Source organism: Micromonospora haikouensis (genome assembly GCF_000876225.1).
GTDB classification, from domain to species: domain Bacteria; phylum Actinomycetota; class Actinomycetes; order Mycobacteriales; family Micromonosporaceae; genus Micromonospora; species Micromonospora haikouensis.
Map to the genome: position 1 here is coordinate 1,622,706 of NZ_JXSX01000001.1, position 22,928 is coordinate 1,645,633.

20 protein-coding genes are annotated in these 22,928 nt (G+C 72.5%); 8 read left to right on the plus strand and 12 right to left on the minus strand.

Features of this window, described 5'->3' with window-relative positions:
- Positions 1-769 precede the first annotated feature (769 nt).
- The gene (locus TK50_RS07280) at positions 770-1,354 is read left to right on the plus strand and encodes a MerR family transcriptional regulator (protein WP_043962038.1); all 585 of its coding nucleotides are present in this window, start codon (positions 770-772) and stop codon (positions 1,352-1,354) included.
- Between the two features lie 74 nt (positions 1,355-1,428).
- Here TK50_RS07280 and TK50_RS07285 read toward each other — a convergent pair whose 3' ends face one another.
- The 3 genes from TK50_RS07285 to TK50_RS07295 all read right to left on the minus strand — a co-directional run bounded on the left by TK50_RS07285 (position 1,429) and on the right by TK50_RS07295 (position 4,563).
- Entirely contained in the window at positions 1,429-2,460 is a 1,032-nt protein-coding gene (locus TK50_RS07285) for a glycoside hydrolase family 11 protein (RefSeq protein WP_043962039.1), read from the minus strand.
- Positions 2,461-2,864: 404 nt separating this feature from the next.
- Positions 2,865-3,326 carry an S-adenosylmethionine decarboxylase family protein gene (locus TK50_RS07290; RefSeq protein WP_043962040.1) on the minus strand — a complete coding sequence of 154 codons (462 nt, stop codon included), beginning with the start codon at positions 3,324-3,326 and terminating at the stop codon, positions 2,865-2,867.
- A 37-nt stretch (positions 3,327-3,363) separates the two neighbouring features.
- Positions 3,364-4,563 carry a nucleotide disphospho-sugar-binding domain-containing protein gene (locus TK50_RS07295; protein WP_043962041.1) on the minus strand — a complete coding sequence of 400 codons (1,200 nt, stop codon included), beginning with the start codon at positions 4,561-4,563 and terminating at the stop codon, positions 3,364-3,366.
- Between the two features lie 229 nt (positions 4,564-4,792).
- Between TK50_RS07295 and TK50_RS07300 the strand changes: the two genes are divergently transcribed.
- The gene (locus tag TK50_RS07300) at positions 4,793-5,746 is read left to right on the plus strand and encodes an aldo/keto reductase (protein ID WP_043962042.1); all 954 of its coding nucleotides are present in this window, start codon (positions 4,793-4,795) and stop codon (positions 5,744-5,746) included.
- 126 nt (positions 5,747-5,872) lie between these two features.
- Here TK50_RS07300 and TK50_RS07305 read toward each other — a convergent pair whose 3' ends face one another.
- The 9 genes from TK50_RS07305 to TK50_RS07345 form a co-directional block, all read right to left on the minus strand.
- A complete protein-coding gene (locus TK50_RS07305) occupies positions 5,873-7,054 on the minus strand; it encodes an endonuclease/exonuclease/phosphatase family protein (protein WP_052503646.1) in 1,182 nt (393 codons plus the stop codon).
- Complete coding sequence (locus tag TK50_RS07310) at positions 7,051-8,109, minus strand: glycosyltransferase family 2 protein (protein WP_043962043.1); 1,059 nt, start codon at positions 8,107-8,109, stop codon at positions 7,051-7,053. Before TK50_RS07310 ends, TK50_RS07305 begins: the two co-directional genes overlap by 4 nt.
- A gap of 45 nt (positions 8,110-8,154) precedes the next feature.
- Entirely contained in the window at positions 8,155-9,141 is a 987-nt protein-coding gene (locus tag TK50_RS07315; protein ID WP_229403828.1) for a UbiA prenyltransferase family protein, read from the minus strand.
- Between the two features lie 18 nt (positions 9,142-9,159).
- On the minus strand, positions 9,160-10,209 hold the full coding sequence (locus TK50_RS07320; RefSeq protein WP_082106380.1) for an NAD-dependent epimerase/dehydratase family protein: 1,050 nt from the start codon (positions 10,207-10,209) through the stop codon (positions 9,160-9,162).
- Positions 10,206-11,534 (minus strand): aspartate aminotransferase family protein, encoded by a 1,329-nt coding sequence (locus TK50_RS07325; RefSeq protein ID WP_198956460.1) that lies wholly within the window; start codon positions 11,532-11,534, stop codon positions 10,206-10,208. The genes TK50_RS07320 and TK50_RS07325 overlap by 4 nt, the downstream gene beginning before the upstream one ends.
- Positions 11,535-11,734: 200 nt before the next feature.
- On the minus strand, positions 11,735-12,718 hold the full coding sequence (locus TK50_RS07330) for a lysylphosphatidylglycerol synthase domain-containing protein (RefSeq protein ID WP_052503647.1): 984 nt from the start codon (positions 12,716-12,718) through the stop codon (positions 11,735-11,737).
- Positions 12,718-13,725, minus strand: a complete 1,008-nt coding sequence (locus TK50_RS07335; protein ID WP_043962045.1) for a glycosyltransferase family 2 protein — start codon at positions 13,723-13,725, stop codon at positions 12,718-12,720. The genes TK50_RS07330 and TK50_RS07335 overlap by 1 nt, the downstream gene beginning before the upstream one ends.
- A gap of 256 nt (positions 13,726-13,981) precedes the next feature.
- Complete coding sequence (locus tag TK50_RS07340) at positions 13,982-14,209, minus strand: hypothetical protein (protein ID WP_043962046.1); 228 nt, start codon at positions 14,207-14,209, stop codon at positions 13,982-13,984.
- Positions 14,210-14,249: 40 nt separating this feature from the next.
- Positions 14,250-14,960 carry an AfsR/SARP family transcriptional regulator gene (locus TK50_RS07345; protein WP_052503648.1) on the minus strand — a complete coding sequence of 237 codons (711 nt, stop codon included), beginning with the start codon at positions 14,958-14,960 and terminating at the stop codon, positions 14,250-14,252.
- Positions 14,961-15,161: 201 nt separating this feature from the next.
- Between TK50_RS07345 and TK50_RS07350 the strand changes: the two genes are divergently transcribed.
- From TK50_RS07350 to TK50_RS07375, 6 genes are all read left to right on the plus strand, one after another.
- Entirely contained in the window at positions 15,162-16,112 is a 951-nt protein-coding gene (locus TK50_RS07350; protein ID WP_082106205.1) for a UbiA family prenyltransferase, read from the plus strand.
- A gap of 128 nt (positions 16,113-16,240) precedes the next feature.
- Positions 16,241-17,323, plus strand: a complete 1,083-nt coding sequence (locus tag TK50_RS34775; protein ID WP_082106206.1) for a sensor histidine kinase — start codon at positions 16,241-16,243, stop codon at positions 17,321-17,323.
- Positions 17,320-18,003: a response regulator gene (locus TK50_RS07360; protein WP_043962047.1), complete on the plus strand. Its 684-nt coding sequence runs from the start codon at positions 17,320-17,322 to the stop codon at positions 18,001-18,003. Before TK50_RS34775 ends, TK50_RS07360 begins: the two co-directional genes overlap by 4 nt.
- A 156-nt stretch (positions 18,004-18,159) precedes the next feature.
- Positions 18,160-19,413, plus strand: a complete 1,254-nt coding sequence (locus TK50_RS07365; protein WP_082106207.1) for an AMP-binding protein — start codon at positions 18,160-18,162, stop codon at positions 19,411-19,413.
- Positions 19,414-19,752: 339 nt separating this feature from the next.
- On the plus strand, positions 19,753-21,111 hold the full coding sequence (locus TK50_RS07370; RefSeq protein ID WP_043962049.1) for a lectin: 1,359 nt from the start codon (positions 19,753-19,755) through the stop codon (positions 21,109-21,111).
- Between the two features lie 172 nt (positions 21,112-21,283).
- On the plus strand, positions 21,284-22,519 hold the full coding sequence (locus TK50_RS07375) for an RCC1 domain-containing protein (RefSeq protein ID WP_043962050.1): 1,236 nt from the start codon (positions 21,284-21,286) through the stop codon (positions 22,517-22,519).
- The last annotated feature ends 409 nt before the right edge of the window (positions 22,520-22,928 follow it).

Sequence of the window (22,928 nt, forward strand, 5' to 3'; positions counted from 1 at the left end):
AATGGGGGTGAATTCTCGGACGCCGGGGCGGAGTTGGCGACGGCGGCAGGGGCGGCTGGATTCCCGGTTGGCGCAGGCGGCCGGGCGACGCACAAATTGCTCGGCGTGGATAATCGGCCCGCCGGGGTTGACGCCGCCTGGTTGATCGTTGGGGCGTGGGAATTCGACGGCGCGCACGCTGGGCCGGCTGCGTACGGCGGGTCTCTCCTGCCAGATGCCATGGCTCGGTGCCGGCTTCGTCCGTCTGGCCGGAGGCTGTCGCGGCTCGGGCCGGGTGTGTCCGCGTGTGACCACAGAAGTGGCATTGCGTCGCAGAACCTCTTTAGGCCCGCGAAGCGCCACCAGGTATGCATCACGAACATCCCGGTCGGGGTGGCGCGGAGTGACGCGTTGTGCTCGGCCCGGGTGCCTTACGGGTATCGTCGGCTCGGCCGGTTGGCGGCATGCGTCCATGCGTAGGCCGACGCGCGCGACGAACGCCTGTCGAACCCTTTATGTTTTGCTTATAGCGGCGCTGCCACAATCACGGTCCGGGGGATGGGGAATGTCGTCCGACGGGCTCCGGCGTAAGCCACTCGGTGTGGGCCCGGCGGGATGTCCGGACCTCTCCGTCGGCATCGGTGGGTCCGTGCGGACGACCGGTGATCCGTCGATCTCTCGGACCTGATGCCGCAGTTCGGAAGAAAGTGGGCGGGCCGAGGTTCACCGGCCGGCCGTCACCTGGATGCCGGGCTGTTGCGGCAACGAGTGGAGGCAGGGGATTATATTGATGACCATTGATCAACTTGCGGCCGAGGTCTGGCTCACCCCACGGACCATCCGCTCCTACCACACCCGTGGGCTGCTGCAGCCGCCGAACCGGATCGGCAGGACGCCCTACTACGACCTTCCCCACCTCAACCGGATGCGGACCGTGGCGCTCCTGCAGGGGCGGGGCCTCTCCCTGGAGACGATCTGCGCCCTGCTCGACCCGGACGGGGTGATCGGCAAGTTCATCCTGCCGGAGCGGACGATCGACCAGGTGCTGCGCGCCGACCCGAGCCTGGCCCGCCCGTTGATCGACAGCGGAGTCCTCCTGCCGCGCCCGGACGGCGCGTTCGGCGTCCGGGGCGCCCGTGCGGTGCTGGCCGCGAGAGTCGCGAGCCGGCCGGATGCCCCGCTGACCGAGGTGCTGCACGTTCTCGCCGGCTCGGTGACCGCGATCGCGCCGCTCGCCGACGAACTGCTCAGCCGGGTGGGTGCCGAGTTGCTCCGCCTGGTGCCCGGCGGCGTCTCCCACCGGGAGGAGCTGCTCGACCTCGTCGTCGAGGCGCTGCGGGTCGGGCTGCAGACCAGGGCCACGCCGACCGGGTGAGCGTGCCGCGTACGGCGACGGGTGGCGCGCCGGCTCGGCCGGCACGCCACCCGCTCGGTTCGTCCGGGCCGGGGTCAGCCGGTCCGGCAGGTGACCGTCGGCCAGTTCCAGTTGCCGTTGGCCATGATCGTGATGCCGAAGTTGTTGCCGTTGCCGTTCGGCCTGGCGGTGACGGTGCCGGTGGTGCCGCTGACCGAGGCGTTCCAGCTGTTCTGGATGCTCTGGCCCCCGCCGAGGCCGAGGGTGACCACCCAGTTGTTGGTGCCGCTGACCGCCACGTTCAGGTTGAACCGGTCACCCCACTGCTCGGCGGGCGACAGCACCGCGGTGCAGTTGCCGCCCGCGGGCGGGGTGGTCGGGCCGCTGGTCGGACCGGTGGTGGGGTTGCTCCCGCCGCCCTCCCAGACGGTGACGTCGGAGCTGCCGCTGCTCTGGTAGCCCTCGGTGGCCATGATCTGGTAGCTGTGGTTGGTGCCGAGGTTCAGGCCGGCGCGGGCCCAGGCGTCGAAGTGGTTGGCGACCGTGATGGTGCCGCTGCTGCGCTTGTTCTGGCGGACGCTCCAGTACTGGTAGAACGTCTGGTTGCCGTCGATCGACGGGGCGTTGACCCGCAGGCTGCGCAAGATGTCGTAGGTGCCGCCGTCGGTGGTCACCGTGCCCAGCCTGGTGGCGCCGCTGCTCGGGTTGTAGCTACCGAAGTTCTCCACCACGTAGTACTCGATGAGCGGGTTGCGGGTCCAGCCGTACAGGGCGAGGTAGGTGTTGTTGTTGCCCGGGTTGTAGTTGCCCGAGTAGCTGACCGTCCGTCGGGTGCCGGTGGCCCAGCCCTTGCCGCCGACCCAGTTGTTGGTGCTCCTGTCCCAGCTGCTGCTGTAGCGGCCGTCGGCGCGCAGCGTCATGCTGGCGTTGCCGCTGTCCTTCCAGAACGAGAAGTAGTAGCCGTTGTGCGTGCCGGTGAGGTTGGAGGTGAGCGTCCGGTCGGCCTCGGCGTACGCGTTGGGCGAGGCGATGAACGTGCCGGTGACGGCCAGCGCTGCGGCGCACGCGGCGCCGAGGAGCAGCCGCAGTCGGCTGCCCCTTCGCGGTCTGGTCGAGGTGTGGTTCATTAGCGTGTTCCTCCTCGTGACAGCTGGTGGTGGCCAGCGCCGCGGTGCGACCCGGCGGGCTGTCGGCGGCCAGGCGCGGCAGCCGGTCGTTCGGCGTCCTACCACACGGTGGGCGGGCGGTCCTCGGGTGCGACCGGGACGGGGTCGCGGGGGGTGACATCGACAGCATTGAGAACCGTCGATGACGAACGTAAGACGCCGAATTTGGGTCTGTCAACGATTTTCCGAAATATTCCCGAAACTTGTTCCTCCCGGGGCGCGGGCCGAGGGCGGCCTCCGGCGGGCCGGCCGTGGCGCCTGCGGATCGCGTTCCGCATGGTCATGCGCCCTCGCGGGGCGGGCAGGGGTGATCCGGAGCCGGATCCTCGAAACTTCCGGAACCACCCCGCGCCGCGCGCCGCCCGTCAGGCACCCACCGCCGCGAGCCGCTGGCTGCGCCACAGCCGGGCCGCCGGCCCGAGCGCACGGGGCCAGTTCTCACCCCGACGGGTCAGGGACCGCTCGCTGATCTCGAACCCGCCGACCAGCCCGGCCAGCTCGTCGAGCACGTCGGCCTCGCGGAACGGCTTGCAGGAGAAGATGTTCACGAACACCTCCCGCAGCCCCGGATAGGTGTGGATGGCGGCGTGCGACTCGGCGAGGATCACCACGGCCGACTTGCCGGCCTGGTGCGGCGGGCCGTCCTCGCTGGCCACCAGCGGCCCGGCGATCACGGTCATGCCGATGCGGGCGACGAGGTCGCGCATGAAGGTGTGCAGGGCCTCGCCGTCGTCCAGGGCGCGGGTGTCGGTGACCGCGGACAGCCGCAGGGTCAGCTCGTCGCCGTAGTGGTCGTCGATCGGATGGTCACCAGGGTGCCCGGTCATCGGTCGTTCTCCTTGTCGGTCGGACGTCGGTGCGGAATCAGCCGGCGCGGGACAACAGCCGGACCGGGTCGGCGGTCAGTTCCTGCATGATCGAGACGACGCGGGCCGGACCGGTCGACGGCGCGGCGGCCCGGCCGGGGCGGGACGGCCGGACGCTGCCGGCGCGGTCGACGAGTTCCCGGAGCCGCTCCGGACGCCAGTCGTCGTCCCCGCAGTTGGCGGCCAGCCCTTGGCGGGCCAGCATGTCGGCGAAGTACTCGCGTTCCGGGTCCCCGCCGGGGAAGACCAGCAGCGGCACGCCGGCGTGCACCGCGCTGGCGAGCGTGCCCCGGCCGCCGTGGCAGAGCAGGGCCCTGGCCCGCCCGAGCAGGTTGCGCAGCGGCAGCAGCGGCCACGCCTGCACGTTGCCCTGCGGCGACACCCGGGGCGGGGCCGTGTCGGTGCTGCCCGAGGCGATCAGCACGTCGACGTCCGAGCCCTCGAACGCCGCTAGGCAGTGCTCGTAGTACCAGTCGGCGTCGAACGGCGGCCCGCTGGTGTAGGCCAGCAGCCCGCGCTGCCCCGGCCGGGGCCAGTCCACCGGCCCGGTGACGAGGTGCCGGTCCAGGGACGCGGCGGTGAGCTGGCCGACGTACTCGCCGGTGCTGTGCCGCGCGACCAGCGGGTCCATCTCGGGGGCCAGCGGGTAGACCAGGCGGGTGCTCCAGGTGAAGAGCACCTCCGACAGGGACTGGGGCTCCGGTGCCCGGCTGCGGCTCAGCGCCGGCCGGAACGCGGCCAGCGCCCGGGTTTCCACCGGCGCCCAGCCGTCACTGCCCCGCCCGAAGAGACGGTGGTCCGGCCAGGTGACCGGGGTGACCACGGGGATGCCGGCGAGCGACCCGGCGACCACCGTGGTCAGGTCGTAGTCGTGGAACAGCACCTGCACCCGGCGGGCGCGGAACTCCCGCAACTGCGCGGCCAGGACGGTCTCCACCAGGTCGGGGTCGGCGTACGCGGACCGGGACAGCAGGTCGTCCAGGCGCAGGGCGGTCGCCGCGTCGGGGTACGGCGCGGTCTCCGGCCCGGGGATCGGCACCGCCGGCACGCCCAGCCGGTCCAGCAGGGGCCGGAAGTGTGGGCTGGCGAACAGCACCGGCGTGTGCCCCGCGAGGCGAACCGCCTCGTACACGGAGAGCACGGTGGAGACCGAGCCGAGGCCGTACGACCACACGCCGGGAACCAGGCCGACCCGCATGGTGTCATCCTCCTTCCGGGCACCGCACCGCTGTGGCCGGTGCCCTGCGGCGACTGTAGGAAGCCGGCAACCGCGGCAACAAGGTGGCGACGTCCGCCGTCGGCACAGATGCGCCCTGGGTGCCATCTACCCTGCGCCGAAGGTCGTAGATATCGATCAGCAGCGGGCCTGCGGAGGGTTGCCGTCCCTATCCTGGGCGCGACGGACCGTCACACTCTGGGAGGGACTCATGAGGCAACGCGAGTTGTCCGGCGGCGCGGGGATCCAGGTCAGCCAGCTCTGCCTCGGCGCGATGGCGTTCGGCACCGAAGTGGACGAGGAGACCTCGTTCGCGATCCTGGACCGCTTCGTCGAGGCGGGCGGCACCACCATCGACACCGCCAACTGCTACTCGTTCTGGGTCCCCAACGGGGTCGGCGGCGAGAGCGAGACGGTGCTCGGCCGGTGGCTGTCCCGCCGGGGCGGCCGGGACGGCCTGGTGCTGGCGTCGAAGGTGGGCTCCGGGCCCGGCGCGCACGGCGGGGCCGAGGGGCTCGCCCCGGAGGTGATCCGCACCCAGCTGGCCGGCTCGCTCCAGCGGCTCGGCGTGGACCACCTGGACCTGTACTACTCGCACCGGGAGGACCGCGACACCCCCGACGAGCAGACCCTGGCGACGTTCCACGAGGCGGTGACCGAGGGGAAGGTGCGGACGCTGGGGGCCAGCAACCACGCCGCCTGGCGGCTGGCCGAGACCCGGGCGCTGGCCGAGGCGAAGGGCTGGACGCCGTACACGGCGGTGCAGCAGCGCTACTCGTACCTGCTGCCCCGCCCGGCGACGGCGCTGCCCGAGGGCGGGCACGTGCACGCCAGCGACGAGCTGCTGGACCTCGTCCGCAGCCGGGAGCTGACCATGTTCGCGTACAGCACCCTGCTGTGGGGCTCGTACACCCGGTCGGACAAGCCGCTGCCGGAGCACTACCAGCACCCGGGCACCGAGCGGCGGCTCCAGGCGCTGCGCGAGGTGGCGGACGAGCTGGGCGTCACGGTGAACCAGGTGGTGCTGAGCTGGCTGATCGGCGGGGAGCCGGCGATCGTACCCATCGTCGGGGTCAGTTCGGTGGCCCAGCTCGACGAGGCCCTCGCCGCGGTCGACCTGGACCTCCCGACCGAGCTGCGCAAGCGCCTCGACGAGGCCTGCTGAACCGGACCCGCGTCGGCGACCGGGCAGGGGAATCCCTGCCCGGTCGCCGTCTGTCCACGCAGAAACCCCGTCCCGCTCCCCGGGCGGGGGAGCGGGACGGGGCCGGCCGGTGGCCGCGCGAGCCGGTCAGCCGGTGCCGGTGAGGGAGACGGTGAACCGCTGTCCGAGATGGTCGGAGAGGCCCTGCGGACCGACCATCCGGTAGTCGTGGGACTGCATCGGGCCGGACACGAACGCCCAGTCCAGCCGCCACCACGGCTTGCTGTCCGGCCAGGACGCCGGGTAGAGAAGGCCGCTGGCCTCGGCCACGTCGGTCATCCCACCGGCGAGGTCGTGCAGTTCGCCCATCGCCGAGGTGGCGTTGAAGTCGCCGGCGACGAGCTGCCCGTTCCGGTTGCCCGCCAGGTCGGCCCGCAGTGCCCGGTAGTGGGCCTGCCGGCGGTCCTCCTGGGCCCGCATGAACTCGGTGAACTCGGGGTCGGTGGGGTCCATCGAGATGTCGAGCTGCACCGGCACGTGCACGTTGTAGACGGAGAGCACCCGGCCGTCGACGAGCAGGTCGGTGCGGAGCACCTTGTGCCGGTAGTAGTCGCCGAAGTCCGAGTCCGCCGGCACCCCGTGCCGCACCGGGTCGCTCAGGTACGGCAGCCCGTCCAGGGCCCGCGAGGCCACGATCGGGTAGCGGGACATGGTGAGCAGCTCCCCGACGGCCACCACCTGGAAGTCGGGGAAGAGCCGGCGCAGCTCGGCGACGTGGTCCACCCGGACCGGCCGGTGCCGGTCCAGGTCCCAGCCGACGTACTCCTGGAGGAGGTAGACGTCGGCCTGCTGGGCGGCCAGGTAGTCGTGGAAGCGCTGCGGGTCGGACCCGTCGTACCAGTACTCGGTGTTCCAGGAGAACACCCGGACCGCGCCGGGCGGGGCCGGGGTGGGCCCGCCGGACAGCGCGGCCGGGTTCAGGCCGGACACGTCGAAGCCGACGACCAGGCAGCACACCGCGGCGACGGCGAGCCGAGCGCGCGCCGGCCGGGCCAGCGGGGCGAGGGCCAGCAGCAGCAGCGGCACCGCGACGAAGACCAGCGGCGGCATCAGCTCGACGGGACGCCACCACCAGTGCCCACCGGTGAGGAGCAGGAACGTCAGGAGGAACACCGCCCAGCAGGCGGTGAGCGCGGCGAGCCAGCGGGCCCGGCGCGGCCACCCCGGCTTGACCGCGGCGTGGCGTTGTGGTGCGGCGGGGGTGGTGACCCCGGGGGTCCCCGGCGCGGCGGTGGCCGCGCCGGGGACGGGGTCGAGCAGGAGGCTCATGCCGTGGTCCCGACCATCGTCGGGGACGACGGGGTGCGGGCGGCCGACCAGTCGGCGTCGTAGAGCCGGCGGAAGTCGCGGGACACCAGCCACTGCAGGGCGCCGACCGCGATGCCGGCGGCGATCGCCACGTTGGTGCCGAAGGCGACGGCGGTGAACACGGCCAGGAACGGCAGGCCCTTGCGGCGGCGCACGTGCCGGTACATCTCCGCGTCCGCCGACAGCGAGATGCCGAACAAGGTGGCGGTGAGCAGCAGCCAGGCGGGGTACAGCACGGCCAGCGGCAGGCTGGCGAGCACGCCGAGGGCGGCCACGGTGCCGAAGGAGCGGGCCGGGCTCTCGAAGCCCTTGGCGAAGCGCCGCCGCCGGGCGAACAACGGCACCCGCAGCCGGGCCCGGCGGTAGAGCTTGTGCAGCAGCGGCCACAGCTCGTCGTCGTCGTCGTGCCAGCCGCGGACCCGGTCGGTGACCATGATCTGGTGGCGGGCCGACATCCGCTCGCCGTAGTCGACCTCCTCGGTTTGTCGCAGCCGGGGATTGAACGGGCCGACCTCCTCGAAGACCCGGCGGGGGATCGCGGTCAGCGACGAGAACAGGAAGCTGACCTCGCCGAGGGACGCCATCCGCCAGCAGTACGCCTGGAGCACCCGGCACTCCTCGACGACGCTGTCGCGGATCAGCGGGTCCTCCTCGTAGATGCCGCACACCGCGCCGTACTCGGGGTGGGCGGCCAGCTCGGCGACCGCCAGCTGCACCGCGTCCGGGCGCAGCGCCACGTCGGAGTCGACGAAGAAGAGGATCTCACCGCGGGCCGCCGCGGCGCCGGTGTTGCGGGCGACGGCCACCCCGCTGTTGCGCGGGGTCTGGAGCACCGTCACCGGCCGCTGGCGGGCCTTGGCGAGCGAGTCGTCGGTGCTGTGGTCGTCGACCACGATCACCTCGATCGGCTGGTAGGTCTGCCCCAGCGCGGCGTCGATGCACTTGCCGATGGAGTTGCCGTAGTTGTAGTTCGGGATGATCACCGAGACCAGCGGGTTCGCGGTCGGGGTCGTCATGGGGCTGTCTCCTCAGGAGGGGGTGGGTGAGGTGGGTCGGGATCGTCAGTGGGCGAGGGCGAGCAGGGCCGGGTGTTGGGTGACGAGCAGGACGCCGCCGATCAGCACGCCCCACAGCAGGGCGTTGACCAGCATCGCCCGGTCCTTCAGCAGCACCCGGGTGGGTTCGCCGCCGTCGCCGTCGACGACCACCACCTGGAGGTAGCGGGCCACCGCGAAGAGCGCGAACGGGGTCGAGCCGACCAGCGCCAGCGCCTGGTACGGGGTGGGGATGGTGGCCTGCACGTGGCCGAGGAACCCGCTGATCGCGACCGCGGCGCAGAGCACGATCAGCAGGTCCAGGTACTGGACCGAGTAGCCGGCCAGCGAGGGCCGGTGGGCGCTGCCACCGACGGCCATCTCGTGCCGCCGCTTGCCGAGGATGAGCAGCAGGCAGAGGGAGAAGACGGCGATCAGCAGCCAGCTCGACACGGCGACCCCGGCGGCCAGGTAGCCCTGCACCACCCGGAGCAGGAAGCCACCGGCCACCACGAGCACGTCCAGCAGCGGCAGGTGCTTGAGCCCCCTGCTGTAGGCGACGTTCAGCGTCAGGTAGGCCGCCAGCGGCCACCACGGGAACGCCGGTCCGAACGCCACCGCCGCGACCAGCGCGGTGGCGAGCAGGGCGCCGAAGGCGTACGCGGTGGGCACGCTCACCCGGCCGGAGGCGATCGGTCGGTTGCGTTTGGTGGGATGCGCCCGGTCGCGGTGCCGGTCGTAGACGTCGTTCCAGACGTAGACCAGCGCGGAGACCAGGGTGAACAGCAGCACCGCCCAGCTCACCCGGCCGAGGACACCCAGGCCGAGCCGGGGGGTGTCGATCAGCACCAGCGGCACCACCAGCAGGTTCTTCGCCCACTGGTGCGGCCGGATCAGGGTGATCAGGTCACGCACCAGGTTGCGGTCGGTGGCGCGGGAGCCGGTGGACAGGGCGGCCGTGGGGGAGACCGGGGCGGGCCGGTCGAGGGTCGGCGGGTCGACGAGGACAGTCACGGTAACCTCCGGTGCCGATCAGAAGATGGCCTTGGCCAGGCCGAGGGCGCCCTGCTTCCAGGGGTCCCGGCTGGTCCGGCCGGACGAGGTCGGTGCGGCGGTGCGGTTGTTGGCCCGCCACCAGTCGTAGGTGCGCAGGATGGCGTCGCGGTTGGACAGTCGGGGCGTCCAGCCCAGCACGTCGCGGGCCTTGTCGACGCTGACGTAGGAGTCGGCCCGCAGCTTGTGGATGAGGCGTCCGTAGACCGGGGAGAGCTTCAGCCGTTGCAGCAGCTCCAGCGCGGCGACGGCGGGGCGCACCGGCACCGAGACGACGCGCTTGCCGTGGCCGGCGGCGTCCAGCACCGCCTGGAAGTCCTCCCGCAGGGTGGCGAACTGGTCGGCGGCGATGTTGAACGTGTCGTTGGCGACGTCGTCCGGTGCGTGCAGCACGGTGCGTACCGCGTCGACCAGGTCGTCGATCGCCAGCATCTGGATCCGCACGTCGCCCTTGCCGAGCACCGGGAAGTTGCGGCCCTCCTCGGCCCACTCGAAGAGCATCGAGAACAGCCCCATCCGGCCCGGCCCGAGGAACGTCTTGGGCCGCAGCATCGGCAGCACCATGCCGGCCGCGCGGTACCGCTCGGCGACCTCCTCCGCGCCGGCCTTGGCCCGGCTGTACGGGTCGACCGGCTCGCGCGGGTACTCCTCGGTGGTGGGCACCACGTTCGGCAGGCCGTACACGGCGGTCGAGGAGACGTGCACCACCCGGGCCGTGCCGGCGCGGGCGGCGGCGTCCAGCACCGTCTCCGTGCCGCCCACGATGATCGAGCGGATCTCGTCCTCGGGGTAGCTGGGCAGGGCGGCGGCGGTGTGCACGAGGGCGTCCGCGCCGGCCAGGGCGGCACCGACCCTGGCCCGGTCCCGCACGTCGGCGACCGTGTACTCGACGCCCCGCACCGGCTCGATCGGGTCGCGCACGTCCAGGCCGCGCACCCGCCAGCCGTCGGCGGCCAGCGCCCGCACCAGGTGCCCGCCCAGCATTCCGCTGCCGCCGGTCACCACCACCGTCTTTGCGTTCTGATTCACCACAGCGACGACACCTTCTCCTTGACGAAACGGGTGACCAGCCGGGGCAGGCCCTGGGCGAGGGTCTGGTCCAGGCGGTCGAGGAAGTGCTCCACCTCGGCCGTGCCGGTCACCAGCGACGGGCCGACCACCAGTGGGTTCTTGCCGTTGAGCGTGTAGTACGTGTAGATGTCGTGGTCCCGGTAGAGGGCGCTGATGACCGCGCAGGTGACGAGCTTCGTGCCGAACTGCGGGTCCTTGGCCAGGCCGCTGGGCGCCAGCTTGGTGACCAGGTCCAGCACGCGCGGCGCGTCGAGGAACACCCCCCACAGGGCGCCCGCGCCGCGGACCTCGGCGACCGCGTCCGGGTGCTCCTTGGCGATCCGGGCCAGCCCGGGACCCAGGATCCGCTCGATGTCGCGGGCCCGGGCGGGGAAGTCCTCCTCCACCGCCACGTTGATCGCCTCGATCGCGGTGGCCGTCTCCTCGCCGAAGCCGTAGTAGGTGGTGCTGGTGCTCTGCAGCAGCGCGTCGTTGAAGCTCTCGTACGCCTTGTGGAAGATCGGCCGCCGGGCCACGTACGCGGAGATCGAGGACTTGCCGCCGCCGAAGGACTTCGACGTGGTCACCACGTCCGGGATCAGCCCCGGGTAGCGCATGAAGTAGAACATCGTGCCGGTCTTGCCCCAGCCGGTGTAGATCTCGTCGAAGATGAGCACGATGTCCTCGCGGGTGCACAGCTCACGCAGCCCGCGCAGGAACTCCTCCGAGCACCAGCGCATGGTCGAGGCGCTGAAGGGTTCGATGAGGATCGCGTACACGTCGCACTTGCCCCGGCGGTCCCGGGTCGCGTCGACGGCCGCCTGGACCGCGGCCAGGTCGTCGTACGGGAAGCTCACCACGCCCGGGATGCCGGGGAAGGTGAAGTGGTTCTGCGAGCTGCCGGTGAGGCTGCCCGAGCCGAGCAGCTTGCCGTGGAAGCTGATGTCGCTGCGCATGATCGTGTTGCGCTTGCCGCCGTGGTACTTGTAGGCGAGCTTGACCGCGCCCTCCACCGCCTCGGCGCCCGAGTTCGGCAGGAACGACATGTCGAGGTCGCCGGGGAACACGGCGGCCAGGTTGTGCGACAGGGCGGCCAGGTACGGCGAGAAGTAGGTCTTGTGCACCTCCATCCGCCGCTGCTGCTGGAAGCGCTGCCGGGCGGCCAGGATCCGGGGGTGGTTGTGCCCGTGGTTGAGCACCCCGACGCCGCCGGTGAAGTCGAGGATCCGCCGGCCGTCCCGGGTGTGGATCCAGGGGCCCTCGGCGTGGTCGACCAGCTCCCGGCCGAAGCCGAACGAGGTCATCAGGCTGACCTGGCTCTTGTTGACGTGCTTGCGGTAGAGGTCCTGCACCTCGGCGACGGAGAGCTGCTCCGCGTCGTCGATGGTCAGTAGCTCGGTCATGAGGGGTCCTTTCCTCAGCGGGGTTTCACGGAGGTGGTGGTGGGGCGGGGGTGGTGGTGGAGCAGTGGTGGTGGAGTCGGGGTGGTTGCGCCCGGTGGGGGTCAGCCGGGGGTCGGGGTGAGCCGGGCGTCCGCCCCGGCGGGTGGGGTGGCGGCGCGGCCCCTTGCGGCGAGCCGGTCCGAGACCGCGACCGTGAGCAGCGCCAGGCCCGCCGTGAGCACCTCGGCGAGGGTGCTGAGCACCCGGCTGGCCACCGCCGCGGTGACCGCCGCCGGCAGGGGCAGGACGGTGGACAGGGCCGCGACGACCAGCACCTCCCGCACGCCGGCGCCGTCCGGCACGAAGATGGCGAACGTGCCGGCGGTGGTGGCCAGGGCGAACGCGCCGACCGCCGCCGCCAGGGCGGCGCGAGCGTCCGCGCCGAGCAGCACCGCGACGACCCACAGGTGCACCCCCGAGAGCACCCAGGACAGGGTCTGCCACCCGATCGAGCGTCGGACCTCGGCGGGCCGGTGCAGCGGTGCCGGCTGGGGCCGGCGGGCGACCCGGGCGGCCAGCCGGACCAGGGTGTCGAGCAGCCCGGGCCGGACGGCCAGCACCACCAGCAGGGCCACCGGCAGGAGCAGCCAGGCCAGCCCGGCGCCGGTGCCGAGCACGGCCGGGGCCACCAGGAGCCCCACCGCGCCGCCGGTCAGCAGCACCACGACCAGGTTCACCAGGTAGGTGCCGGCCATCCGGCCCCGGCTGACCCCGGCGGCGTCGCCGAGCCGGAGCTGGGCCAGCAGGCCCCACAGCCGGCCCGGGACGAACTTGCCGAGGAACCCGACGAAGAACATCCGTACGCCGGTGCGGGACGGCACCTCCGCACCCACCGAGGCCAGCGTCAGCGTCCAGGCCCGCATGCCGCAGAGCAGGCCGGCCCCGGTGACCAGCAGCGCGGCCAGCAGCCATCCGGCGGTGTCCGGCCGCAGCAGCCGGCCCAGCGTCGACCACTCCTGCCCGCGCAGGGCCACCGCGACGCCGCCGAGCACCGCGACCACGAAGACCGCCGTGAGCGCCGTGCGCCACAACCGCCGCCGGCCCATCACCGACCCGCCGCGAGGGGCAGGGGGCGGGGGCTGCCGGTGCCGCGCAGCCGGGCGACCAGGCCGGCCGCCGCGCCGACCACGATGGCGAGCTGGGCCACCAGGTGTACGCCGACGAACCATGCCAGGAAGGCCGTGCCGCGCTCGCGCCGGACGAACGGCAGCAGCCCTGGGTCGGCGAGCAGGAAGAGCCCGAAGCAGGCCAGCGGCACGGCGAGCAGCGCCGGGTGCAGCAGCCCCAGTGGCAGGGTGGCCAGCACCAGCGGGGCGGCCAGCACGCCGAGGGCGGGATTGACCGCGACGCTGCCGGCGCGCATGCGGTGCGCCCCGGCGAACGCCGCCAGCGGCAGCGACCGGCGGTACTGCTCGCGCAGCATGTCCCCGAACCGGGCGCAGTCGTCGTGCCGGCCGACCACGGTGTCGGTGAGCCTGATGCCGGTGACCCGGGCGAGCCGTTCGCTGTACTCGACGTCCTCGGCGTCGCGCAGCTCCTCGTGGAACGGGCCCGCGGCGAGGAACGCGGACCGCCGCACCGCGGCCAGCGCGAAGATCGCCGTGTTGACCCGGCCCACGCTGCGCCGCCGCCACCAGTGCGCGTGCAGCACCTTGTAGTGCTCGATCGGCCCGTCGTCGTAGAGCGGCTGGGTGTCGTAGGTGCCGTGCACGCAGCCGCAGGTCGGGTCGGCGGCGAGCACCGCCAGGGCGTTGGCGATCGCGTCGGCGCGCAGCGCCACGTCGGAGTCGACGAAGAAGAGGATGTCGCCGGTGGCCGCCCGTGCGCCGATGTTGCGGGCCGCCGACACACCCCGGTTGCCTCCGCCGTCGACCACCCGGCACGGGTACCGGGCCGCGATGTCGCGGGACCGGTCGGTGGAGCCGTCGTCGACGACGATGACCTCGTACGGCCGGTGGGTCTGCGCGAACACGGCGTCCAGGCACGCACCGAGCGTCTTCTCGTAGTTGTAGTTCGGTATGACGACCGAAACTCTCTGCCCATCAGCGGCCATTCGGCCTCTCCCCCTCACTCCCGACGCCGTGGTCGACGTCGATGAATACCGGTGCCAACGACGTTAGGGACGTCGATTCCTCCGGCCAAGGTGGCGCATCCTCATTCGGGTGGGATTTCCTCAAAGGTGGAAGGTGCATCTACGACCATCAGCCCATGGGCTTTCTCGGCAGTGGGAAATCGGCAGAGAAAAAGGGCGCCCCGCACGTCTGGCACGACGTGCGGAACGCCCTCGGACAGGGACGGTGTGGCTGGTCTCAGTTGCGGTGCGCGGTGTACAGCAGGATCGGGGGGCAGTCGTCGGCCACCGCCAGCAGGTTTCGCCGGACGCGGTGCAGGGCCTGCCGGAACCGGCTGCCCAGCGAGCTGCGGGCGGGCGGCGCCGGGTCCGTCACCGGCGGGCCGGCCGAGAGCCGGTCACCGGCGGCCCGGGGCGGTGCGGACGGGATCGGGGCCGGGTGCTCCAGCGGAATCGTGATGGTCATGCTGCTCCCTCCATGGGTGTGCGGTCGGTCCTTGCAGGGGTCACACCTGCGCCAGCCGGCTCTGGGCGAGCTCGTCCCAGCGCAGCGCCGCCGCCGTGATGCCGAGCTGGCGGTGGCAGTCGGCCAGGACGGTGAAGGCCGCCGGGTCGTACGGGTCCACCTCCAACGCCCGGCGGTTCCAGCGGATCGCGGCCCACCAGTCCCCGGCCTCCAGGGCCAGGTCACTGAGGAGCCGCAGGGCGTGCAGGGCGCGGACGCGGCACCACTCCCGCTCGGCCACCGCCCACTCCGCGTCCTGCGTGGGCAGCAGGTCGCCCCGGTAGACCTCCACCGCGCGCCGCAGGTGCCCGGCGGCCAGCAACCGGTCGCCGGCGGCGACCGCGGCGGTGGCGGCGGCGATCCGGCGTTCGAAGGTGGCCACGTCGATCCGGAGCTGGTCGGCCTCGAGCAGGTAGCCGCCGTCCACCGAGGCGATCCGCACCGCGGCGTGCCGCTCGCCCGCTGGGCAGAGGGCGCGCCGGGCCCCGTGCACCGCGGCCTTCACCGAGGTGGCCCCCGCCGACGGGGGCAGGTGCGGCCACAGCGCCGAGCGGAGGGTGTCCCGGCTGACCGGTCGGCCCCGGTGCAGCAGCAGGTATTGCACGAGCGCCTGGGACTTGCCGGCCCGCCAGTTGGTGACGGTGCGACCGTCGATGGTGATCCGGAATCCGCCGAGCAGTTCGGCGCTCGACGTGACTGCGATGTCTGACATAGTGTTCCACCACGCTCTGTCGTTCACGGGCTGTGGGTGCCCTGCCGACCGTAAATTGCCTGCGCGGTGGAGGCCAAGGTGGCGCTATCAATGTGGCGACGGAAGTGGCGTTAGGTGGTAGGTGCCCTGCTACCTACGTCGTAGGCGTAAGTGAGTGACTCGGGTGAACCGGGTAACGCGTTTCCCGCCCACCATATTCACATGACCTACCACTCGGTTATTCGGTTCGACCGGTACTCCCGGTCCGTCGGTGTCGTACGGCCGTCGTCGGTGGCGGTCGCGGAAGGCTGCCGGCACGTGGCGGCGAGCTGGCGGGAGGCCCGCCCCGTCGTCCAGGTCGTCTTCCAGTTGCGCTTCCTCGCGGGCGCGGCCGTGGCCGCCCCGCAGGCGGTGTTGACCCGGCCCGGGTCGCTGCTGGTCGGCGCGTTCGCCTGGCTCTGCGCGACCTGGTTCGTCTACCTGCTGAACGGGCTGTCCGACCAGGTGGAGGACCGGCGCAACGGCTCGCCGCGTCCGCTCGCCACCGGGGCGCTCCCCGTCGGCGTCGCCCGGCGGATCGTGGTGGCCCTGGCCGGGCTCGCCCTGGTGTCGGCGGCGGCGGTCTCGGCGCGCCTGGCCGGGCTGGTGGCGCTGATGCTGGCCCTCGGCTGGCTCTACTCGGCCGGTCCCCGGCCGCAGAAGGGCAACATGTTCGGCTTCGTGCTGGTGGTCGCCTCGGGTGGGATCGTCACCTACCTGGCCGGGGCCGCCGCGTCCGGCGGCCCGGTGGGTCCCGAGCTGGTGGTGCTGTCGGTGGCGATGTCGCTGTGGATGGCGCTGGGCGGCACCACCAAGGACCTCTCCGATGTGGCCGGTGACCGGGCGGCCGGCCGGCGCACCCTGCCGGTGCTGCTGGGCGACCGGCCCGCCCGCCGGTTGATGGCCGTCCTGGTGGTGGTGGCCGGCGGCGTGCTGCTGACGGGCGCCCTGGTGCTGGCTCCGGTGCTGCTCCTGCCGGCGGTGATGCTGGCCATCGGCGCGACGGGGGTGGTCGGTTGCCTGCTCACCGGGGCCGGCGCCACCGGACGGTGGCTCCAGCGCCGCCCGTACCGGCTCTTCATGGCCAGCCAGTACGCCGTGCACCTGAGCGTGCTGGGGCTGTTCCCCGGCTGACGACGGGGCCGGCGGGCGACCGGCAGTGTCACCAGTGGACGGTTATCTTCGTCACTGTTCGCCGAGGGTCTACGCTCCGCGACAGGCGCGCTACCGTGGTAGCCTCTGGCGAGACAGCGGGGGGGTCCGTGGCGAATCCGTACGCGATGCAGCCCGTGGCCGAGGCCGAACTGTCCTCGATGGCGCGCGAGATTGTCGAAGCGTTTCAACACTCACTGCGTCAACAGGAAAGTGACCTGGCCAACGGCCCAGACGTCCTGGCGCAGCTCGCGGCCCAGGTGCAGGCGGTGCTCAGCGACGTCGCGGCCCGGGTGTCCATGACGGACGCACCACCGATGGACCTGGTCGGCGAGTCCCGGTTGTTCGCCGTCGACATCGGTGCCGACCGGGCCCGGCGCGGCATCCACCCGGTCCAGTCGCTCCGCGCCGCGACCACGCTGTTCGAGGTGATGCTGCCGATCATCACGCGTGGCCTGCCGGCCACGGACAGCGCCGGGGCGCTGCGACTCAGCCGCGCGCTGCACGAGGCGATCATGGCCCGGGTCGCGCTGGCCTCGCTGTCCTACGTGGGCTTCCTCATGGAGAAGCTGCAGGCGTCCCGGCAGGAGGAGCGCACCCGGATCGCCCGCGAGCTGCACGACCGGGTCCTGCACGAGATGGGGCTCACCCTGCACCGGCTCGACCTGCACCGGCACTACGCCGACCGCGACCCGGAACAGGCCCGCGCGAAGATCGACTCGGCCATCGAGTCGCTCGACGAGGCGGTCCGCACGGTGCGCGGCCTCTCCGCCGAGCTCCGCCGCTCGGTGGGCGAATACGGCCTGGAACGCACCCTGCGCGGCTACCTGGAGGCCAACGTCCCGCCCGCGGTGCAGTTCTCGCTGGTGACCAACGGCGACCTCAAGGTGCTCCCGCCCGACGTGCTGGAGGAGCTCTACCTGATCCTGCGGGAGGCCGCCCGCAACGCGTTGCGGCACGCCGCGCCGAGCCGACTGGACATCGCGGTGGACGTGGGAGACAACGCGGTGGCCGCCACGGTCGTCGATGACGGGTGCGGGTTCGACACGACAGATCCGGACCGCGCCCGGGGCGGCCTGCCGTCGATGTTCGAGCGGGCCCTGTTGCTGCACGGGCAGGTCGAGCTGATCAGCGCGCCGGGGCAGGGCACCCGGGTCGAGGTGCGGATCCCGTTCGCCGAGGCGGGCCTGTGACCGACGCGGACCGGTCCCAGATCCGGGTGTGCCTGGCCGACGACCACACCCTGCTGCGCGACGGCATCCGGGAGATGCTCTCCACCGAGCCTGAGTTCGCGGTGGTCGGTGAGGCGTCCTCCGGCCCGGAGGCGCTGGCCCTCGTGATGCGCCTGCGCCCGGACGTGCTGTTGCTCGACGTGGAGATGCCGGGCCCGGGCGCGGCGGCGGTGATCCGGCAGGCCCGACGGGTGGCACCGGAGACCCGGGTGATCGTGTTGACCATGCACGACGACCCGGACATGGTGCACGATCTGCTGGAGGCCGGCGCCGTGGCGTACCTGCTCAAGACGATCCTGCGGGACGACCTGGTCGCCGCGGTGCGCTCGGTGGTCCGCCGGCCCACGCAGAGCGTCCTGCTGGCGGTCTCCCGCGAGACGGTGGAGCGGCTGGACCGGCAGAAGCCGCGGACGAACGGCACGCCGTTGACCTCGCGGGAGCTGGAGGTCCTCCGGCTCACCGCGGAGGCGATGAGCAACGCGCAGATCGCCAGCCGGCTCTTCATCACCGAGGCCACGGTCAAGCGGCATCTCACCAACATCTACGCCAAGTTGCAGGCGGTGTCCCGGGTGGACGCGATCCGCAAGGCGACCGCCGCCCGGCTGATCAAGCCGATGGACGACCGGCCCAGCGCCCGCTGACGACCCGCGCGGCGCGCACCGTGAGGCATGACCGGGCCGTGACCGGCGTCGCCTAGGTTGGTTCGGTCGGATGTCGTCGAGGTTTCGCCCGGTGTTCTCCCGGCCTCGCGCCGGCGGGGTGTATGCCGGGCCAGTCTCCGGAACTGGGAGCGCCGCATGTCTGGGTGGAGGGAGTCCCGCTACTTTCAACTGGTGGTCAGCCAGGCCCGGGATTTCGCGGTCTGGCCCATCGGTCGACGGCCGCCCGCGGGGTGGCGGGCCATGCCGTTCGCCGGCACCATCCAGGCCTGTGGCCGGCAGGTGGCGGAGCTGACCGGCGTGGCGCGGGCCGGCGACCCGACCCGCTCCCTCGCCACCGACGTCAGCCTCGTCGGTCTGCTCCGCAAGGCCGCGGGGGAACAGCCCGACGCGCCGGCGCTGTGTGTCGGTGACCTGCGGCTGTCCTACCGACGACTGTGGGAGTCGATCGACGACGTCGCCGACCGGCTGGTCGCGGCCGGGGCGGGCCCCGGCCGGCGGGTCGCCGTCGTCGGCGAACGCGCCGAGGACCTGGTCGCGGCGGCCCTCGCGGTGCTGGCCGCCGGAGCCAGTTGTGTCCTGTGTGTCGGCAGCCGCCCGGACGCGGCGGTGCGGGAGGCGCAGCCGGAGCTGGTGCTGACCCCGGCGGGGGCGGCGACGCCCGGCGGGTGGCCGGTGGTCCGGCAGCGCTGGCGGAGCGTGACCGGGGCGTTCTGGCAGGCCAACGGCCGCACCGAGGAGTCGCTGGCCGTGCCGGCGGGGGACGAGCCCGGGCCGTCCCTGGTGGTGCCGCTGGCCGACGGCGCGGTGGGTGTGGTGTGGCGTGGTTCGCAGCTGAGCTGGCTGGCCGGCGCCTGTGGCCTGCCGCCGTCGGGCCACGGGGACCGGGTTAGCGTGCCGGCGTCGACGGGCCCGCTGGTGGGCGTGGTGGCGGCGACGCGCGCGCTGCTCACCGGCGCGGAACTGCTCCTGCCGGCGGGGCAGGCGCCGGGCGCGGGTGCCCGGGACGACGAGACGGCGGGGCCGGCACGGTGGTCGCTGCGGATCGACCGGAACGCCGGCCGGGCCGACGAGATGGAACTGTTCGGCTTCGCCGAGACCTCGATGATGGCGGCGGTGGTGCCGGGGGGCGAGGTGCTGACGCCGTTGCCGCAGCACCGGTGGCACGTTCTCGACGCCGGCTTCGGGCCCGTGCCGGCGGGGGAGGTCGGGGAGCTGTTCCTGGCCGGCCCGATGCTGGCCGTCGGGTACCTCGACCGGCCGGAGCTGACCCTGGCCCGTTTCCTGCCCGATCCGCTGGGCGCGCCCGAGGGCAGCCGGATGTTCCGGACCGGGTGCCGGGCGCGGTGTCTGCCGGGGCACGGGTTCGCGCTCGTCGAGGGGGAGGACTGAGCGTACGGGGTTGTCGGGGCCGCAACCTGCCGGACATGGCATTGACATATCTCACTCGATGGTCCTAGGGTCTTGCCGAATCGGTTCGACGCCAGCGGACGGTCCGGGCTGCGTCCGGCTCCGTGCGGTACGGATGCCGTCGACGATTCGAAGACCATCTGGTCCTGCATGGGCAGCGAGACCGGAGATGGAGCCTGCGGAGGCGGAGCCGGGCACCGCGGGCACGTCGTGCGCCTCTCCCGGCGTCTCCCCAGCGGTGTGCGCCATCAGGAGCGGCGGCAGGGGAGCGCCGTGGACCCCGCACCTGAATCAGTCCATGCCGAGTGGCAGGAGCCCATCATGGCGAAGCGCAGACCAATTCTCGGAACCATCGCGGCGGCGGCGATCCTCGTCGCCGGCGTGAGCGCGACGGCACTGGCCGGCGGCCTGGGCGGAGCCGCGTCGGCCGCGGGCCTCGGGGCGGCCGCGGCCACCGCGGGGTGCGGCAAGGCGCCCACGTTGACCAGCGGCCAGCGGACCATCCAGAGCGGTGGCCAGAACCGCAGCTTCATCCTGCGGATCCCCGACAACTACGACCGGAACCACCCCTACCGGTTGATCTTCGGCTTCCACTGGAACGGCGGCACCGCCAACGACGTCGACTCCGGCGGGACGGACGGGGCGGCCTGGTCCTACTACGGGCTGCGCCAGCAGGCGAACAACAGCACGATCTTCGTCGCGCCCCAGGGCAACGGCAACGGCTGGGCCAACCCCGGCGGCCAGGACGTCACCTTCGTCGACGACATGATCAGGCAGATCGAGGCGGACCTGTGCGTCGACACGACGCAGCTGTTCGCGCTCGGCTTCAGCTACGGCGGGGGCATGAGCTACTCCCTGGCCTGCTCCCGGGCGAACGTCTTCCGCGCTGTCGCGGTCTACTCCGGCGGGCAGCTCAGCGGCTGCAGCGGCGGCACCCAGCCGATCGCCTACATGGGGATCCACGGCATCGGGGACCCGGTGCTCAACGTCTCCGCCGGCCGGTCCCTGCGCGACACGTTCGTGCGCAACAACGGGTGCACGGCGCAGAACCCGCCCGAGCCTAGGGCGGGCAGCCTGACCCACGTCACCACCACCTACTCCGGCTGCCGGTCCGGCTATCCGGTGGTGTGGGCCGCGTTCGACGGCGGCCACACCCCCGGCCCGGTGGACGGCGGCGGCGACAGCGGGGTCCGGACCTGGACCAAGGGCGAGGTGTGGCGGTTCTTCACCCAGTTCGACAGCACGGGTCCGACGCCGTCGCCCACCGCCAGCCCGACCACCCCGCCGCCGGGCGGCACCTCGGCCGTGCGCAACACCACCGCAGGCCGGTGCCTGGACGTCAACGGCGGCTCGCAGGCCAACGGCGCTGCGGCGATCATCTGGGACTGCCACGGCCAGAGCAACCAGGCCTGGACCTCGACCGCGGCTCAGGAGCTGCGGGTCTTCGGCGGCAAGTGCCTCGACGTCAACGGCGGTGCCACCGCCAACGGCAGTTCGGTGATCATCTGGGACTGCAACGGCCAGTCCAACCAGCGGTGGCGGTTCAACGCCGACGGCACGATCACCGCCGTCGGTTCGGGCCGGTGCCTGGACCTGGTCAGCGGCGGTACGGCCAACGGGACGCGCACCCAGATCTGGGACTGCACCGGGGCGGCCAGCCAGAAGTGGAGCCGTAGCTGACCCGCTGAACGTCGCGGACGAAACGGTGGATCCGGCGGTGCCCCGACAGGCTATAAATTGACGCTGGCCGATCAATAAGGTCAACTTATCGACGTGGCGGGCCGCTGGCGGCCTGCCGGGGCAACGCCGCCTCCGCCGTGCAGGAAACGACGTTTTGTGGGGAGAACAGCACATGATCGAACATCAGGACGGCAGCCGGTGGGCGCGCTGGGGGCGGGCGGCGAGAACAGCCGTCGCCGCGGCGACGACAGCCATCGGGATCGCGGCGCTCGCGATCGGATCCACGGCGGGCCCGGCCGTCGCGGGCAGCGGCTCCACCGAGCGCGGCTCGCTGACCACCTCGCTCGCCGCCGCGTCGGTCTCCCGGGTCGCCGCGGGCAACGCGCACACCTGCGCGATTCCCACCGACGGGAGGCTGTGGTGCTGGGGCGACAACCTCAGCGGCCAGCTCGGCGACGGGACCACCACCAACCGCACCACCCCGGTCCAGGTCGGTGCGGCCACCAACTGGGCGCGCATCGACGCCGGCACCAGCAGCACGTGTGGGGTGCGCACCGACGGGACGCTGTGGTGCTGGGGCGGCAACTCCAACGGGCAGCTCGGTGACGGGACCTCCACGAGGCGCACCGCCCCGGTGCAGGTCGGTGACGCCACCAACTGGGCCAGCGTCAGCGTCGCCGCCAACCACACCTGCGGCGTCCGGACCAACGGCACCCTGTGGTGCTGGGGCCTGAACCGCAACACGCAACTGGGCACCGGTTCGTCTCCCTACTGGACGACCACCCCGCTGCAGGTCGGCACGGCGACCACCTGGGCGAGCGTCGCGACCGGATACGCGCACACCTGCGCCGTCCGCACCGACCGGACCCTGTGGTGCTGGGGCGACAGCACGGACGGCCAGCTCGGCCTCGGCATCCTGAGCTACCGGTCGACGCCGACGCAGGTGGGGACCGCGACCAGTTGGGCCGGCGTGACGACCGGCTACGCGCACACCTGCGCGGTCCGCACCGACGGGAGCCTGTGGTGCTGGGGCGAGAACGGGTACGGCCAGCTCGGTGGCGGCACCGGTTTCCAGACCACGCCGGTCCAGGTCGGCACCGCCACCACGTGGGCCCGGGTCGACGCCGGCGTCGATTCGTCGTGCGCGGTCCGCACCGACGGCAGCCTGTGGTGCTGGGGCAACAACAATTCCGGGCAGTTGGGCGACGGGACCACCACCCACCGGAACACCCCGACCCGGATCGGCACCGCCACCACCTGGACCGACGGCTTCGCCGTGACCTACCACGGCTGCGCGATCCGCACCGACGGTGGCCTGTGGTGCTGGGGCAACAACATCTCCGGGCAGCTTGGCGACGGCACCACCACCAACCGGTCGGCCCCCGCGCAGGTGGTCGTGCCGGCCTGACCATGATCGATACCGTGCCGTCGGCCCGCGCCGCCGAACCGTCCGCGGCGGCCGGGCCGGCGGCCCGGGAGTGCGCCGGTGGGGCCAACCAGCAGTGGATCCGGGACTGACCGGAAGTCCCGTTCTTCTCCGCCTCGCGGGCCCCGGCCCCGGCGGCGTACCGGCGGAAAGGCCCTGGCCTGGGGTGTGAATCACCAGGCCAGGGCCTTCTTCTGTTCTCCCGGAGTGGCCGGGCATTCGCCGGCGCCATTCGCGTCCACCGGGGACCGGCTGACAGGAGCAGTCCTCGGCGGTACGCTGTGGGCGCTCGGAATCCGAGCCGGATATCCATTTTTGTCATTCAGCCGGATTTCTGCCGGACTCCCGGCAGTGATGCCGTAGACGTTTTGCCGCGCCCGAGTTGGCGATC

Coding starts and splice junctions, on each gene's coding strand:
- TK50_RS07310 (WP_043962043.1), bottom strand. CDS start 8,109: ATGACGACCCCGACCGCGAACCCGCTGGTCTCGGTGATCATCCCGAAC.
- TK50_RS07375 (WP_043962050.1), top strand. CDS start 21,284: ATGATCGAACATCAGGACGGCAGCCGGTGGGCGCGCTGGGGGCGGGCG.
- TK50_RS07280 (WP_043962038.1), top strand. CDS start 770: ATGACCATTGATCAACTTGCGGCCGAGGTCTGGCTCACCCCACGGACC.
- TK50_RS07345 (WP_052503648.1), bottom strand. CDS start 14,960: ATGTCAGACATCGCAGTCACGTCGAGCGCCGAACTGCTCGGCGGATTC.
- TK50_RS07290 (WP_043962040.1), bottom strand. CDS start 3,326: ATGACCGGGCACCCTGGTGACCATCCGATCGACGACCACTACGGCGAC.
- TK50_RS07295 (WP_043962041.1), bottom strand. CDS start 4,563: ATGCGGGTCGGCCTGGTTCCCGGCGTGTGGTCGTACGGCCTCGGCTCG.
- TK50_RS07350 (WP_082106205.1), top strand. CDS start 15,162: ATGACCTACCACTCGGTTATTCGGTTCGACCGGTACTCCCGGTCCGTC.
- TK50_RS07305 (WP_052503646.1), bottom strand. CDS start 7,054: ATGAGCCTCCTGCTCGACCCCGTCCCCGGCGCGGCCACCGCCGCGCCG.
- TK50_RS07300 (WP_043962042.1), top strand. CDS start 4,793: ATGAGGCAACGCGAGTTGTCCGGCGGCGCGGGGATCCAGGTCAGCCAG.
- TK50_RS07330 (WP_052503647.1), bottom strand. CDS start 12,718: ATGGGCCGGCGGCGGTTGTGGCGCACGGCGCTCACGGCGGTCTTCGTG.
- TK50_RS07365 (WP_082106207.1), top strand. CDS start 18,160: ATGTCTGGGTGGAGGGAGTCCCGCTACTTTCAACTGGTGGTCAGCCAG.
- TK50_RS07370 (WP_043962049.1), top strand. CDS start 19,753: ATGGCGAAGCGCAGACCAATTCTCGGAACCATCGCGGCGGCGGCGATC.
- TK50_RS07335 (WP_043962045.1), bottom strand. CDS start 13,725: ATGGCCGCTGATGGGCAGAGAGTTTCGGTCGTCATACCGAACTACAAC.
- TK50_RS07285 (WP_043962039.1), bottom strand. CDS start 2,460: ATGAACCACACCTCGACCAGACCGCGAAGGGGCAGCCGACTGCGGCTG.
- TK50_RS07325 (WP_198956460.1), bottom strand. CDS start 11,534: ATGACCTCGTTCGGCTTCGGCCGGGAGCTGGTCGACCACGCCGAGGGC.
- TK50_RS07340 (WP_043962046.1), bottom strand. CDS start 14,209: ATGACCATCACGATTCCGCTGGAGCACCCGGCCCCGATCCCGTCCGCA.